Raw genomic sequence first — 15,841 nt, 5'->3', positions numbered from 1 at the left:
CCATCAACCGCATCCATGCAGACCCTGAAGCTTCGTCACGGTTGCTTCAGTGGCATTGAATTGGAAGTGCGGACCCTTTTCCTTGCCTGCCCACACGTTGATGTGAGCCCCGCTTCGATCATCAAATTCGATTCGGAAGCCAACCTTGCCGTTAGCCGTCTGCATGCCGATCGGCTTACCTTTGATCGCCCCGAACTTGCCCAGCGTTACTTTTTCTGCCTTGAATCCGCGAGAACTCAGCCAATCGAGAGCCTGATTCCGCGCCTGGTTGAAGTCATCGGTGACAGGCTCGCCACCATCATTGTGCACCAGTACTGGCGTAGCTCCTGCCAGCACAAAGTACGTGTGCAGATCGCTCACGCTGAGGTTGTGAACCGTGGCCGAACCGACTGTCCGCCGCTCCACAGAAGCGACCTGGACACGCGTCCCCGCGCCAGTCCGCAGCCACTCCCCCGACTTCAGATCAGTGGCATCGACCCACTCCCCCAGCTCAGGCACCCAGAACGGATGACCATCAGTCGCCGTGACCGAAGCCGTCTTGGAGCCCTTCTTGCCGTCGGTGTCGATCGTGAGCTTGACGAGGTGCTTGAGGCCCTTGCCCTTGATCTCGGCTGTGACCGTCTCGGCCTTGGTCTCGCCCGTCTCCGGATCGGTCGCCAAGACCCTGTCGCCGATGTCGACGTCCTTGATTTTTTTGGTGGAACCGTCGGCCATCAGCACCTTGGTATCGGGCGTGAAGCTGTTGCCCACCTTGCAGGTCACGGCTTCCGTCGCCTCGTCCACCGCCTTGCTGCTCTTGCGCCAGTCCTGGAAGTTCTCCCAGAGCCTGCGGCTCAGGCCCCCGATGCGTTTGATCAGGGCCCAGGCCTTGTCCATCTTGTTCCAGTACTTCGCGGCCAGCCGCGCCAGTGGCCCGCCGGCCACGAGTGAGGACACCACGTTGAGTGCCGTGGCCCCGCAGGAGCCCAACGCCCCCGTGGTGAAGCAGTCCAGCGCGTCCGTGATGCCCAGCTCGTCCGCGACGATCTTCGCCAGCTCCTTGGCGACGGCGATCGCCCGCTGCTTGGCTGCGTCCGCCCGGGCCTTCTGCTGGCGCGCCCGATGCTGCGCCGGCGACTCCTTCGGCTTCTGAACGCCGTAGTACGTGTAGTAGGTGTCGGTCGCCTTGACCTCCCACCCGCCGTCACGCTCGAGAGTGCAGGTGATGCCGACGTTCACACAGTCGTCGGGCTTCAGGCCGCTCGGGTCGGAGAAGGTGACCGGGTTGTTGTTGCTGTACGAGTAGCCGTTGATCTGCTGCGGGTCGGTGTAGTCGATGATCGGGTCCGCCGAGATGAAGCGGCCCGTGTCGGAGTCGTATTCACGTGCTCCGAGGGTGGTCAGGCCCGTGGACTGCTGGACCGTGCCGCCGACGAAGCCCTTGTCGTTGACCCAGGCGCGCGACGAGGTCGACGACGTCGACTCGTCACGGGGGTTACCGAAGGGGTCCATGCGGCGGCGCGTCGTCTCACCCGTCTTGGCGTTGATCGCCAGTTGGGCCGTTCCCTGGTGGTCCGACGCCAGGAAGTGGACACCGGACGCATCGCGCATGGCGATCTGCATCTCACCGAACGCGTAGTAGCGCGTCGTCGTCACCTTGGACGTCGCCTTGTCCAGGCGCAGCTCCACGCCCGGCAGGTAGAACGTCTTCTCCTTGGAGGTGTCCCGGAGGATCCGCTCTCCCGACGCGTCGTACGTGTACTGCGTCACCGTGCCGTCGGCGTTGGTGACCTTGGTCAGCTCACCCTGCTTGTCCCAGTCCAGGGACTGGGTGTCCCCGTTGAGCACACGTGTCTTGGTATTGCCCGTGACGTCGTAGGTGTAGGTGTCCTGAGAAGTGACCTCGGGCACCGTGCTCGTGGCGGCCGTCTTCTCCACGACCGACGACACCGTGTGCGGACCGGAGTTCGTGCCGTTGGGACCGGACTTCTCCCCGTAGGTGTACGTCCGGGTCGAGGTCGGGGCCCCGTTCAGGCCATGCCGCGTCTCGCTCTTCCGGTTGCCGATCGCGTCGTAGCCGTATTCCGTCCAGTAGGGAGACACCCCACCGACCGTCGAGGACGACGCTGCCGATGTGCAGGCCGCATCGGCACTGCCGGTGCCCCTGGCCCCGCTGGACGTCACCGACGAGGTCCACGCGTCGGTCAGACGACGCAGGCCGTCGTACTGGAAGCACTGCACGTCGCTTGTGCCGTTGGTAGGCGTGTCGGCGATCGAGAGGACGTCACCGACGGAGTTGTACGTGAAGTCCGCGTCGTAGGCGGCGCTCGCCGCGCCCTCCACCCTGACACTCGCGTTGGCCAAGCGGTGCGTGCCCGCCTCGAACGTGTTGTTGAGCCACGTCTTCTTGGCAGCCGACTCGCCGGTGAACAGTTCCACCTGCTCCAGGTCGGAGGTCGGCGAGTACGACACGTCGGTGACGTACTTGAGGCCGCCAAGCGACGTGTTCAAGCCCGTCGGCCGTTGCAGCTCGTCGTACCTGTACCCGAGGGCCTCGGCGGGCAGGTCGCCCGCTGCGGGCAGGCCCTGACCCTGCACGGTCCCGTCGTCGTTGTACTGGGTGGTGAACTCATAGGTCCCGCCCAGCTGCGGTTCGGCCGCCTTCGACAGGAAGTACTTCGTCGAGACCGGCTTGTAGTCGTTGTTTGCGTCGAGGGTCGGATAAGTGACCGACGAGTGGACGGCGCCGTCCTTGTAGCTGTAGACGCCGTACAGCTCACCCTTGGCGACGGTGTCGTACTTCGTCATCGACAGCCTGGTGCCGGTGTCCGGCTCTCCCTGCCAGGTGGAGTCGGGACGGCCCAGCACGTCGTACTTCGTGGACGTCTTGTTGCCGTTGACCGTCACCGACGTCTGGCGGTCCATGGCGTCGTACGTGAACTCCTCCGTGCCGGTGTCCGGGTCGACCGCCTTCTTCTTACGGCCCAGCTGGTCGTAGGTGTACGTCCAGGCGTTTCCGGCGTCGTCCGTCACCTTCTCCAGCTGACCGGCCGGGGTGTAGCCGTAGGACGTGGTGACCACGTCTCCGCCCTGCGGGTACTGGATCTGGGTCGTGGTGTGGTCGCGCGTATCCTTCACGACCGTCGTCTTCGTGCCGCCCGCCGGCGGGGTCATGGTGACCCGGTCTCCGCCGTGGACGTAGGTCGTGCGGTGCTTCTCCTCCCCCTGCACGTTGAAGATCGAGGCGGTGACCCTTCCGGCTCCGTCGTACTCGGTCACCGTCTGACCGGTGAGGTCGGCGTTGACCGGCTCGAAGAGCTGGGAGGACGGGGCACCGGCGGCGTAGTAGGTGTCGTTGACCTGTATCACTCGGTTGGAGCCGTCATAGAGGGTGTCGGCGACCATGCGGCCGCCTCCCGGCCCCTCGGTCTGCTCCTGCCGAGGCCGCAGCAGGCCGTCGTACAGCGTCCATTCACTGCCGTACGCCTGGCCGCCCTTCTCGATCTTCTGGGTGTACACGGCGGTCGGGCCGGCGCTCCCGCGCACCAGATACTGGTACTTGATCGACGCGCTCGCACCGATGCGGTCCGGAAGCCAGACCGACGTCAGGCGGCCCAGCCCGTCATAGGCGAGTTGGGTGCGCCGGTTGTTCTGGTCGACCTTGGCGGTCGGCAGGCCCCACTGCGGCGCGTACTCGGTGGTTGCCGTCCAGCCCGCTCTGTTGGTCACCACCGACTTCGTGGCCAGCCCGTACGTTTCCGCGTACGTCGTCGACGTTGCGTACTCCGTCGGGGACGAGGCCGTTTCCGCGTCCTTCACCACCAGCGGGCGGCCGAAGTCGTCGTACGTCGTCACGCTGGTCGTCTGGTAGTTCGCTGTCGTACCGCTGTGGGACTCCAGGCGCTTGGTCGTGGTCACGTCGCCCTTGGTGGGGGCCGTGCCCAGTGTGGTGGAGCCGTCGTAGAAGGTCAGGTCGTCGGAGATGACCTGGGTGCGCCGGTCGGGAGTCGCGGCACATTCGACGCTGACCTTCTCTACCCGCGACACGTATGCATACATGTGCCGGGTCTCGCTGTCCGCGTACTCGGTGCGGACACATTGATTGTCGGCGACACCGACCTCGCCGTAGTCGTCGACCTGGCGGACCCGCCCGGTCTTCGAGTCGTACTGGGTAGTGGCCCTCGTACGCCGCCAGCCGCCGATGGCGAGCGCGACATAGGTGTCGGTGGAACCGTTGGCGACGTAGCGCGCCCGGCGCGTGCCCCAGTCCTTGGTACTCGTCGCTGTCACCGCGGTCCACGGCACCGCCACCGACTTCTCGGTGACGTCGGCGCCGTTGTAGGTGAGGGTCTCGAGTTCCTGGCCGGCCTTCCACTCCGTGTCTTCGTACGAGGTCCCGTTCGAGTCGGTGACCGATGCGGAGCGCGTGGCGCCGCTCGCGTTCACGTCACCGTGAAGACCGCGGAAGAAGACATGCTCGGTCTTCGTGTTGGACGGGGAGTTGGTGCCGTTCGAGGTAACGACGCGCACCTTGCCGTAGCCGCGCCAATCACCCCAGGTACGGAATTCCGCCTTCGTGAGACCGTCGGCCTTGGTCTTGCGCCAGCCTGCGTCTCCTGCGTAGGTGTACGACGTGATCCGATCGTCGTTGCCGCCGGTGAGGTCGGTCTCGGTCACGGACTCGACGACGTATTTGTGGAACCAGTCGAGGATCGGGTCCTCTTCGCCCGGCGGGTTCCATTTCACCGGGAAGCAGCGCTTGGTCGAGGAGTCCTCGGCGGGCAGGTTCGTCGTCGTGCACTCGTTGGGTGCGTAGTTGACGCTGAGCGCTCCGCCCGTCTCGTTCTCCACCCCTGACAGGCGGAAGCGATGGAAGGGCTGGATGTTGTCGCCGAGCTTGTCGACTCGGTTGGGGAGTTGCTTGCCGTAGAGCTTCACGGACGGGACGGATGCGTCCGTGCCGACCTTTCCGGTGTGGTCGATGCCGTCGAGCCACAGCGACTTCGAGCCGTCACCGTTGTCGGTGAAGATGTGGGCGAGGTTCCACTCGTCGACCGGGCTATACGTGGCGTCACCGGTGCGGATCTGCGTGGCGACATTCGTCAGCTTCTTGCGGGTCCAGAAGGTGGGAGAGTTCTGGCCCGCGCACTTGGTGCTTGCCTTGCAGTTCTGGTCCCAGGGCACATCCGGCCATCGGGTGGCCGTGGCGTCCGTGAGGTCTCCGGGTTCGCAGTCGGCCGCCGCGCCGATGCAGCGTTCTGCGGTGGTGAAGACGACCCGGGCAGCGGGCTTGGTCGAGTACACCTTGTCCTTGCGCTGGCCGTAGTCGATCCGCTTGAGGTACCCGCCGCGGATGTACGGTTTGCCGTTCTCGCCCGTCTTCAGGCCCTGCGTGTAGTGATTCGTCTCCTTGCCGTAGAAGTACGACATGACATTGCCGTGCGGGTCGATGACGTGATCGAGGTTCCAGCGCCAGGCCTGGGAGCAGTAGGCGTCGGCGAACGTGGCCTTGTGGCAGGGCTCGCCGGAGTCGTCGCCGTACACCGGGACGGTCCAGGTGGAGCCGGTCTCCTCGTTGCCGGACGCGTACCCCGGCAGCCGGTTCCGGCCGAAGAAGTACTGGGTGCCGTCGGTCGTGGTGAGCTTCCAGTACTCGCCGTCGTCGTCACCGTTGGTGGTGTCCGTCAGGCGCTCGATCTTGGAGTTGTCGTCGTTGGCGAGTCGCCAAAGGCCCGTGGCGTCGTCCTTCACGAGCTCACCGGACGTGCCGCCGGCCAGCGCGACCCGCCAGCTCGGGGTACGCCACCACGTCACCCGCGCCGAACTTCGCGGCACCGTGCTGCACCTGGCCGGACACGGCTACCTGCATCGCGTCGCCACCGAGGACGTGACCACCGAGCTCGTCCTGCGCGAGCGGGGCAGCGGCACGGAGCACCGGCTTACGGTCGCCCACACAGCGACTCCAGGGCTCGGCAAAGAGGAGGACGAGGGGCGGTATCTCTACGAACAGGCCGGTTTCGAGGCCTCCGTCGACATCACCACCGCCGCTGACGGCGGCCCTCTCCCCGACGGGCTCTGGGACATCTCCCTCGCGATCGGCGCTCAGGGCGTCACCCGCGAGGTCCGGATCGGCAGCAAGCGGGACGGCGGGGTCTCGGGTGCGCCGGCGATGCACATCGTGGACAGCGGCAGCGAGGCCCGTGCCGTCACGCTCTACACCACCAATCCCCACGGCAACTTCACGCTCGACATCGGTGAACGCAAGCATGAGGTGCTGCCACACCTGAGCCTGCGCGGCGTGCGGTGGGCCCCGGGCTCGTCGACGGAACTGGAGTTGGCCAGCCGGTGCACGCTGGCCGCCTTCCCGGACGGTGCTCTCGCCGTCCACCTGGAGGACGGCCGGGGCGAAACCGCCGTCTTCCCCGCCCGCGCAGCCTCACAGCCCGGCGGCGACTTCGTCGTACGGGTACCGGTCACCGAGCTGCCGGCCGGGCTCTGGACGGGGCAACTGCGGCTGGGCGCCTGGTCATTGGAGCTGCCGCCGATTCCCGAAAACCTCGCGCCCGCCAAGTGGCGTCGCCGCGGTCTCCCCTGGTTCGCGAAGCCTGCGCCGGGACGCGGACAGGAGTTCGCCCTTCAGGTCGCCCGTATCGACCTGGTCCGGGCCGTGACGCGCCGTCTCAAGCCGTAGACGGGGCCCCTGCTGGAGCTTCGGCACGCCCCTTCGTGACCCGGATCACTGACCCCGAGGGCATCCCGTCCCCTCCCCGGGGCACAGATACCAGGGCCCCCCTGGACACGGCATGAGGTTAGGCTAACCTAATCTTGAATTCAGCCAACTGGCTGACAGCCGTGCCCGCAGTGGCTCCGTACGTACGAAAGCAGACCCAGCGATGTCGAACGCCAGAACCGCCCGCTTCTCCCGCCGCGGCATCCTCGCCGCCGGCGGTGCCCTCGGACTCGGTGCGCTCGTGACCGCCTGTGGCAGCGAGGACTCGACGGACGGCGGCTCGGACTCGAAGGCGTCCGCCAAGTCCGGCCCGTGGTCCTTCAAGGACGACCGCGGCAAGAACGTGCAGCTCGACAAGGTCCCCGCGAACATCGTCGCCTTCACCGGCGTCGCCGCCGCCCTCTACGACTACGGCGTCTCCGTCAAGGGCGTCTTCGGTCCCACCAAGACGCAGGACGGCAAGCCCGACGTCCAGGCCGGCGACATGGACATCAGCAAGGTGACCATCCTCGGCAACTCCTGGGACCAGTTCAACGTCGAGAAGTACGCCGCCCTCGCCCCCGACGTGCTGATCAGCACCATGTTCGACTCCGTCGGCACCCTCTGGTACGTCCCCGAGGCCTCCAAGGACAAGATCGCCAAGCTCGCCCCGAGCGTCGGCATCTCCGTCTACGACCGTCAGCTCACGGCCCCGCTCCAGCGCATGTGGGAGCTGGCCGAGTCCCTCGGCGGCGACATGAAGGCCGCGAAGGCCACCGATGCCAAGAAGCGGTTCGAGGAGGCCTCCGAGCGGCTGCGCAAGGCCGCCAAGGCGCACCCCGACATCAAGGTGATGGCCGGTTCCGCCAGCCAGGAGCTCTTCTACGTCTCCGGCACCAACCTCTCCGTCGACCTGGAGTACTTCAAGGCCCTCGGTGTGAACTTCGTCGAGCCGCCGGAGAAGGCCAAGGCGAAGGGCGGCGGCTGGTTCGAGAGCCTGAGCTGGGAGAACGTCGACAAGTACGCGGCCGACATCATCATGATGGACGACCGGTCCTCGGCGATCCAGCCGGCGGACATCACCGAGGCGACGTGGAAGAAGCTGCCGGCGGTGAAGGCCGGGCAGGTCATCTCGCGGTCGGCCGAGCCGATTCTGTCGTACGACAAGTGCGTGCCGTTGGTGGAGAACCTGGCGAAGGCCATCGAGGGCGCGAAGAAGGTCAGCTAGGCGTTCAGCGCCGTGGGAGCTGCGCCGGGCCTGCGGCTGCGGGTTCGCTGTGGCTGGTCGCGCAGTTCCCCGCGCCCCTGAGAGGGCACTCCTCCACCGCCTGATGACAACTCAGGAGTCGTATATGACCACCGCCGTGGCCGCCCCGTTCCGTTTCTTCTCACTCCAGGTCGTGCGGACGAGGCGGCTCGGGCCGTCCCTGGTCCGTGTCACCTTCGGCGGGCCCGATCTGCACGCCTTTCATTCCGACGGGCGTGACCAGTCGCTGTCGCTGTTCCTGCCCCACCCCGGGCAGCCCGAGCCGGTCGTCCCGCTCGAACTCGGGGACGGATGGTGGCAGGGCTGGCGTGAACTGCCGGACGGCATACGGGCCGTGATGCGGTCGTACACCCTGCGAGAGTTGCGCCGCGACCCGGACGAGATCGACATCGACTTCGCCCTGCACGGCGTCGAGCCGGGCGCCTCGGTCCAGGCCGGCCCCGCCTCCCGCTGGGCCGCCGGTGCCGCGGCCGGAGACCGGGTGCTGCTGCTCGGGCCGGCCGTCGCCGACAACCGGGCGATCCGCTTCCGGCCGCCCGAGGACACCGACCTCGTGGTCGTCTGGGGCGACGAGACCGCCGTACCGGCCGCTTCGGCCATCGTCGAGTCGCTGCCGGCCGGCACCCGCGCCCGGGTCTGGCTGGAGGTGCCGCACGCCGGGGACATCCAGGACCTGGTGACCGAGGCGGACGCCGAGATCACCTGGCTCGTGAGGGAGGAGGCGGGCCGCGAGGACTCCTCCATGGCCCTCGACGCCCTCCGCGAGGCCCAACTGCCCCCGGCCGAGCGGCCGTACGTCTGGATCGCCGGCGAGTCGGGCTGTGTGAAGGAGCTGCGCCGGCACTTCGTGCGCGAGCGCGGGATCGACCGCCGCCGGGTCACGTTCGTCGGCTACTGGCGTCGCGGCGTGAGCGAGGAGCAGTTGCGGGCAGAGGGATAGCCCGCAACCCGCCCGCGCCCACGCGTCCCCGTCCCTCTCCCACCTATGTGACCCAAGTGACCACAGTCACGGCAGGGCCCGGTTCCGCCCTAAACAACTTAGGTTAGGCTTACCTAAGTTGAACCCGCGGTTCAGCCCGCCCCTGTCCCGCACCGGACTGTCCCCACCGGAGGACCCCCACATGCGCTCGCACCTGCTCAACGACACCACCGCGGAGCAGTACCGCCGCTCCGTGACCGCCGGAGTCGAGCGGGTGGCCGCCAAAATCGCCACCACTGAACGGCCGTTCACCGGCGTCACCGTCGACGCCCTGGCTCCCGCCATCGACGCGATCGACCTCGACAAGCCGCTGCACGACACCGCCGCGGTGCTCGACGAACTGGAGGACGTCTACCTCCGGGACGCGGTCTACTTCCACCACCCCCGCTACCTGGCCCACCTCAACTGCCCGGTCGTCATCCCGGCCGTGCTCGGCGAGGCCGTCCTGTCCGCCGTGAACTCCTCCCTGGACACCTGGGACCAGTCGGCCGGCGGCACCCTCATCGAGCGCAAACTGATCGACTGGACGACCGAGCGCATCGGCCTCGGCCCCGCCGCAGACGGCGTGTTCACCTCCGGCGGCACGCAGTCCAACCTCCAGGCGCTGCTGCTGGCCCGCGAGGAGGCCAAGACCGGCACCCTGGCGAAACTGCGGATCTTCGCCTCCGAGGTCAGCCACTTCAGCGTGAAGAAGTCCGCGAAACTGCTGGGCCTGGGCCAGGACTCCGTGGTCTCCATACCCGTCGACCACGACAAGCGCATGCAGACCGTCGCCCTCGCCCGTGAGCTGGAGCGCTGCAAGCAGGACGGCCTCGTCCCCATGGCCGTCGTCGCCACCGCCGGCACCACCGACTTCGGCTCGATCGACCCGCTGCCCGAGATCGCCGAGTTGTGCGAGCAGTTCGGCACCTGGATGCACGTCGACGCCGCCTACGGCTGCGGGCTGCTCGCCTCCCTGAAGCACCGGGACCGGCTGACCGGCATCGAGCGCGCCGACTCCGTCACCGTGGACTATCACAAGTCCTTCTTCCAGCCGGTGAGTTCGTCCGCCGTGCTGGTCCGCGACGCGGCCACGCTCCGGCACGCCACCTACCACGCCGAGTACCTGAACCCGCGCCGCATGGTGGAGGAACGTATCCCCAACCAGGTGGACAAGTCCCTCCAGACGACCCGCCGCTTCGACGCCCTCAAGCTGTGGATGACGCTGCGGACCATGGGCGCCGACGGCATCGGGCAGCTCTTCGACGAGGTGTGCGAGCTGGCCCGGGAGGGCTGGAAGCTGCTCGCCGGCGACCCGCGCTTCGACGTCGTCGTGGAGCCGAGCCTGTCCACCCTCGTCTTCCGCTACATCCCGGCGTCCGTCACCGACCCCGCCGAGATCGACCGCGCCAACCTCTTCGCCCGCAAGGCCCTGTTCGCCTCCGGTGACGCCATCGTCGCGGGCACCAAGGTCGGCGCCCGTCACTACCTGAAGTTCACCCTGCTCAACCCCGAGACGCAGGCGTCCGACATCGCCGCCGTCCTCGATCTGATCGCCGGCCACGCCGAGCAGTACCTGGGAGACTCCCTTGACCGCGCGTCCTGAAAACCCGACCAAGACCCACGACTTCGTGGGCATCGGGCTCGGCCCCTTCAACCTCGGCCTGGCCTGCCTCACCGAACCGATCGACGAACTCGACGGCGTCTTCCTGGAGTCGAAGCCCGACTTCGAGTGGCACGCGGGCATGTTCCTCGACGGCGCCCACCTCCAGACGCCGTTCATGTCGGACCTGGTCACCCTCGCCGACCCGACGTCCCCGTACTCCTTCCTGAACTACCTGAAGGAGAAGGGCCGGCTGTACTCGTTCTACATCCGCGAGAACTTCTACCCGCTGCGCGTCGAGTACGACGACTACTGCCGCTGGGCCGCGAGCCGGCTGCGCAGCATCCGCTTCGACACGACGGTGACGGAGGTCCGGTACGAGGACGACGTCTACCTCGTGCACACCGAGGCCGGAGACGTCTTCCGCGCCCGCCACCTCGTCCTCGGCACGGGCACCCCGCCCCACATCCCCGAGGCCTGCGAGAACCTGGGCGGCGACTTCATCCACAACTCCCGCTACCTGAGCCACAAGGCCGAGCTCCAGAAGAAGGACTCGATCACGCTCGTCGGCTCGGGCCAGTCGGCCGCCGAGATCTACTACGACCTGCTCAGCGAGATCGACGTCCACGGCTACCGGCTCAACTGGGTCACGCGCTCCCCGCGCTTCTTCCCGCTGGAGTACACCAAGCTCACGCTGGAGATGACGTCGCCGGAGTACGTCGACTACTTCCGCGAGCTGCCCGAGGCCACCCGCTACCGCCTCACGGCCGAGCAGAAGGGCCTGTTCAAGGGCATCGACGGCGACCTGATCAACGAGATCTTCGACCTGCTCTACCAGAAGAACCTCGGCGGCCCCGTGCCCACGCGCCTGCTCACCAACTCCTCGCTGACCAGCGCGACGTACGAGAACGGCACGTACACGCTCGGCTTCCGCCAGGAGGAGCAGGGCACGGACTTCGAGCTGACCTCCGAGGGCCTGGTCCTGGCCACCGGTTACCGATACACCGAGCCGGAGTTCCTGGGGCCCGTGCGGGACCGCCTGGTCTACGACTCCCGGGGCAACTTCGACGTCGCCCGCAACTACGCCATCGACGTCACCGGCCGGGGCATCTTCCTCCAGAACGCCGGCGTCCACACCCACAGCATCACCAGCCCCGACCTGGGCATGGGCCCGTACCGGAACGCGTACATCATCCGCGAGCTGCTCGGCACCGAGTACTACCCGGTGGAGAAGACGATCGCGTTCCAGGAGTTCTCCGTATGAGCACCACCGGCATCGGCACGTTCACCATCCGCCCGCTCGACCCCCTGAAGGACGCCGAGCTGCTGCACTCCTGGGTCACCCACCCCAAGGCGGCCTACTGGATGATGCAGGACGCGAAGCTCCCGGACGTCGAGCGCGAGTACATGCGCATCGCGGCGCACGAGCACCACCACGCCTACCTCGGCCTGCACGAGGGCAGGCCCGCGTTCCTGATGGAGAAGTACGACCCCCGGTACGTCGAGTTGACCGGGCTGTACGAGCCGGAGCCCGGCGACGTCGGCATGCACTTCCTGGTCGCGCCGACCGACCGGCCGATCCACGGCTTCACCCGGGCGGTCATCACGGCCGTGATGGACGAGCTGTTCGCCGACCCGCGCACCCGCCGGGTCGTCGTCGAGCCCGACGTGAGCAACAAGGCCGTGCACGCGCTGAACGAGGCCGTGGGCTTCGTGCCCGTCCGCGAGATCGACAAGCCGGAGAAACGCGCGCTGCTCAGCTTCTGCACGCGTGAACAGTTCCTGGCCGCCCGAGGAGTAGCCGTATGACCCTGTCCGACGCCGTAGCGCATCTGTCCCCCCACCGCTGGGCGCGGGCCAACCGCCTCCTGATCCGCAAGGCGCTCGCCGAGTTCGCGCACGAGCGCCTGATCACCCCCGAGCAGGACGGGAACGGTTACGTCGTCCGCAGCGACGACGGCCAGACCCGGTACACCTTCACGGCCACGCTCCGCGCCCTCGACCACTGGCAGATCGACGCCGACTCGATCACCCGGCACCGGGACGGCGCGGAACTCCCGCTCGCCGCCCTTGACTTCTTCATCGAGATGCAGAAGTCCCTCGGCCTGAGCGACGACATCCTGCCCGTCTACCTGGAGGAGATCTCCTCCACCCTCTCGGGCACCTGCTACAAGCTCACCAAGCCGCGGATCACGGCCGCCGAGCTCGCGCGCAGCGACTTCCAGACGATCGAGACCGGCATGACCGAGGGCCACCCCTGCTTCGTGGCCAACAACGGCCGGCTCGGCTTCGGCATCCACGAGTACCTGTCGTACGCGCCGGAGACGGCGAGCCCCGTCCGGCTCGTCTGGCTCGCGGCCCACCGCTCGCGTGCCGCGTTCACGGCCGGTGTCGGCATCGCGTACGAGTCGTTCCTGCGCGAGGAACTGGGCGCGGAGACCCTCGAGCGCTTCCACGGCGTCCTGCGCGACCAGGATCTGGACCCGGCCGACTATCTCCTCATCCCGGTCCACCCCTGGCAGTGGTGGAACAAACTCACCGTCACCTTCGCGGCCGAGGTCGCCCGCAAACACCTCGTGTGCCTCGGCGAGGGCGACGACGAGTACCTGGCCCAGCAGTCCATCCGGACCTTCTTCAACAAGTCCAGCCCCGAGAAGCACTACGTGAAGACGGCCCTGTCCGTCATCAACATGGGCTTCATGCGGGGGCTGTCGGCCGCCTACATGGAGGCCACTCCCGCGATCAACGACTGGCTGGCCCAGCTCATCGACAACGACCCGGTCCTGAGGTCGACCGGCCTGTCGATCATCCGGGAGCGCGCCGCCGTCGGCTACCGGCACCTGGAGTACGAGCAGGCGACGGACCGCTACTCGCCGTACCGCAAGATGCTCGCCGCGCTGTGGCGGGAGAGCCCGGTGCCGTCCCTGAAGGAGGGCGAGTCCCTGGCCACGATGGCGTCCCTGGTCCACGTCGACCACGAGGGGGCGTCGGTCGCGGGCGCGCTGATCGAGCGGTCGGGCCTCATCCCGACCGAATGGCTGCGCCGCTACCTCCAGGCCTACTTCACGCCTCTCCTGCACAGCTTCTACGCCTACGACCTGGTCTTCATGCCGCACGGCGAGAACGTCATCCTCGTGCTCAAGGACGGGGTCGTGCAGCGCGCGATCTACAAGGACATCGCCGAGGAGATCGCCGTCATGGACCCGGACGCGGTCCTGCCGCCGGCGGTGGAGCGACTGCGCGTGGAGGTCCCGGAGGACAAGAAACTCCTGTCGGTCTTCACGGACGTCTTCGACTGCTTCTTCCGCTTCCTCGCGGCGAACCTCGCCTCCGAGGGCATCCTGGAGGAGGACGACTTCTGGCGCACGGTCGCGGAGGTCACCCGCGCCTACCAGGACTCGATGCCCTCACTGGCCGACAAGTTCAAGCAGTACGACATGTTCGCCCCCGAGTTCGCCCTGTCCTGCCTCAACCGCCTCCAACTCCGCAACAACGAACAGATGGTCGACCTCTCGGACCCGTCCGGCGCCCTCCAGCTGGTGGGCACCCTGAAGAACCCGATCGCCGAGTTCTGACCCCCGCAGCAGACGGGCACCCCGGAGTACGGTCCTCCGGGGTGCCCGTCATGTGGCCTTCTTTCAGGGGCGCGGGGCTGTATCAATGTGCGGCTCCGCCGCTGCGGGCGCGACAAGCCCCCCACGCACCCGCAGCCGGATCACCGACCGTTGGACGCACCCCACGGAACCCGCGGCGACCGATACCACTCGATCCCCAGGACGTTCCACCTTGCTTGCCGGGCAGGGTGCCCGGTCCTTCAGGGCCGGGGCGAATGCCCGCTGTCGCGTAGCGGGCAGAGGGGAGCCGAATCGCCGCCGGGGCGATTCGGCGTGTCGGGACGGACGGTGGTGAGGTTGGCCTTGAGCCGTTCGTGGTGTTGGTTGAGGGTCGTGGAAGGTGAAAGCGTCGCCGGTCACTCTGATGGGTGATGTTGATCGAAGGCGTGCGCGGGAGGGGAAAGGGGTGGCTAGGTTCGTGGCATGTCACGTTTCCGGATGTACCCGTCGCCTGTGCAGGTTGAGCGGATGCTCACGCACTGCGCGCACGCCCGGTACGTGTGGAATCTTGCCGTTGAGCAACACTCGCACTGGCGCCGGTGGCGTAGGAGCGCGCCCGGTTTCGCGGAGCAGTGCCGTCAGCTCACCGAGGCCCGGCGGGAGAACGAGTGGCTCAGCTCGGGGAACGCGGATGTGCAGCAGCAGGCATTGAAGGACTTCGCCAGGGCCAAGGACGCCAGGTTCACGTCCGGGTTCGGTGAGCCGACCTGGCGCCGGAAGCATGTACACGAGGGCTTTCGGGTCATCGGCACCGACCGCGTACCGGAATATCACGCGGACGGGTCGCCGAAGCGGAACGCGAAGACCGGCAGGCAGGTCATGGGCCGGTCGGTCGTGGTGCAGAGGCTCAACCGGCGGTGGGCTCAGGTCAAAGTGCCCGGCTGCGGCTGGGTCCGGTTCCGTCTCAGCGCCAAGGGCAAGGGCGCGAAGCTGCCCGAGGCGAAGACGTTCCGGGTCACCTTCCGCAGCGGGCAGTGGCACATCGCGTTCGCAGTCATCCCTGAGCCAATCCCGGCGCCCGGCACGGGCGAGGTGATCGGCATCGACCGAGGTGTCACGATCACTGCTGCCCTCTCGGACGGCCGGAAGCTGAACTGCCCACAGCTCACCGTCAAGGAACGCGCCCAGATCCGAAAGCATGAGCGGCGGGCGGCCAGAGCGAGGAAGGACAGCCCCCAGAAGGCGTCCGAGTACGCGAAGGCGGCCAGGCTCAAGGCGCGGGAGGCGAACCGGCGCAAGGACTGGTGCGAGAAGACCAGCACCATGCTCGCTCGCTCTTATGGCCTTGTCCGGTTCGAGAAGCTGAACATCCACAACATGACCCGCTCCGCGAAGGGAACCGTGGAGCATCCCGGCCAGAACGTCGCCCAGAAGTCCGGCCTGAACCGGGCGATCCTCGCCCAGGGCTGGGGCCTGCTCCGGCAGCGCACCGGCAACAAAGCCCCCGGCCGGGTCGAAGACGTGCCCGCCCCCTACACCAGCCTGCGGTGCAGTAGCTGCGGATGGATCGACAAGAACTCGCGCAAGAGCCAAGCCGAGTTCGTCTGTTCCTCCTGCGGCTTCACGTGCAACGCGGACACCAACGCCAGTATCAACGTCGCGGCAGGACAGGGCGGGATCCCCCGCCCCCGGCGCTCAGCCGGTGCCGGAGGGGTGACAACGGCCACCAGCCGTTCGAGCGCCCGTGAACCTCAACCCAAATAGGTTGGAA

At 67.4% G+C, this 15,841-nt stretch carries 9 protein-coding genes; 8 read left to right on the top strand and 1 reads right to left on the bottom strand.

All coding sequences use genetic code 11. From position 1 onward, the window contains the following. Nucleotides 1-3 precede the first annotated feature (3 nt). Nucleotides 4-5,793: a polymorphic toxin-type HINT domain-containing protein gene (locus ACIBL4_RS10910; protein ID WP_399408556.1), complete on the bottom strand. Its 5,790-nt coding sequence runs from the start codon at nt 5,791-5,793 to the stop codon at nt 4-6. Here ACIBL4_RS10910 and ACIBL4_RS10905 point away from each other — a divergent pair. From ACIBL4_RS10905 to ACIBL4_RS10870, 8 genes are all read left to right on the top strand, one after another. After that, the gene (locus tag ACIBL4_RS10905) at nt 5,744-6,670 is read left to right on the top strand and encodes a hypothetical protein (protein ID WP_399408554.1); all 927 of its coding nucleotides are present in this window, start codon (nt 5,744-5,746) and stop codon (nt 6,668-6,670) included. The genes ACIBL4_RS10910 and ACIBL4_RS10905 overlap by 50 nt on opposite strands. Nucleotides 6,671-6,872: 202 nt before the next feature. Next, nucleotides 6,873-7,916: an ABC transporter substrate-binding protein gene (locus ACIBL4_RS10900; RefSeq protein WP_399408552.1), complete on the top strand. Its 1,044-nt coding sequence runs from the start codon at nt 6,873-6,875 to the stop codon at nt 7,914-7,916. A gap of 124 nt (nt 7,917-8,040) precedes the next feature. After that, nucleotides 8,041-8,895, top strand: a complete 855-nt coding sequence (locus tag ACIBL4_RS10895) for a siderophore-interacting protein (RefSeq protein WP_399408550.1) — start codon at nt 8,041-8,043, stop codon at nt 8,893-8,895. Between the two features lie 181 nt (nt 8,896-9,076). Next, nucleotides 9,077-10,519 (top strand): lysine decarboxylase DesA, encoded by a 1,443-nt coding sequence (gene desA, locus ACIBL4_RS10890; RefSeq protein WP_399408548.1) that lies wholly within the window; start codon nt 9,077-9,079, stop codon nt 10,517-10,519. Then, a complete protein-coding gene (locus ACIBL4_RS10885) occupies nt 10,503-11,780 on the top strand; it encodes a lysine N(6)-hydroxylase/L-ornithine N(5)-oxygenase family protein (protein WP_399408546.1) in 1,278 nt (425 codons plus the stop codon). Before desA ends, ACIBL4_RS10885 begins: the two co-directional genes overlap by 17 nt. After that, entirely contained in the window at nt 11,777-12,325 is a 549-nt protein-coding gene (locus ACIBL4_RS10880; protein WP_399408544.1) for a GNAT family N-acetyltransferase, read from the top strand. Before ACIBL4_RS10885 ends, ACIBL4_RS10880 begins: the two co-directional genes overlap by 4 nt. Next, complete coding sequence (locus ACIBL4_RS10875; protein WP_399408542.1) at nt 12,322-14,091, top strand: IucA/IucC family protein; 1,770 nt, start codon at nt 12,322-12,324, stop codon at nt 14,089-14,091. Before ACIBL4_RS10880 ends, ACIBL4_RS10875 begins: the two co-directional genes overlap by 4 nt. Before the next feature lie 462 nt (nt 14,092-14,553). Then, nucleotides 14,554-15,834 carry an RNA-guided endonuclease InsQ/TnpB family protein gene (locus ACIBL4_RS10870; protein WP_399408541.1) on the top strand — a complete coding sequence of 427 codons (1,281 nt, stop codon included), beginning with the start codon at nt 14,554-14,556 and terminating at the stop codon, nt 15,832-15,834. Nucleotides 15,835-15,841: the final 7 nt, after the last annotated feature.

The organism is Streptomyces sp. NPDC050416, from assembly GCF_044458845.1.
Lineage (GTDB): Bacteria > Actinomycetota > Actinomycetes > Streptomycetales > Streptomycetaceae > Streptomyces.
This window is presented reverse-complemented; position numbering and strand designations above follow the sequence as displayed.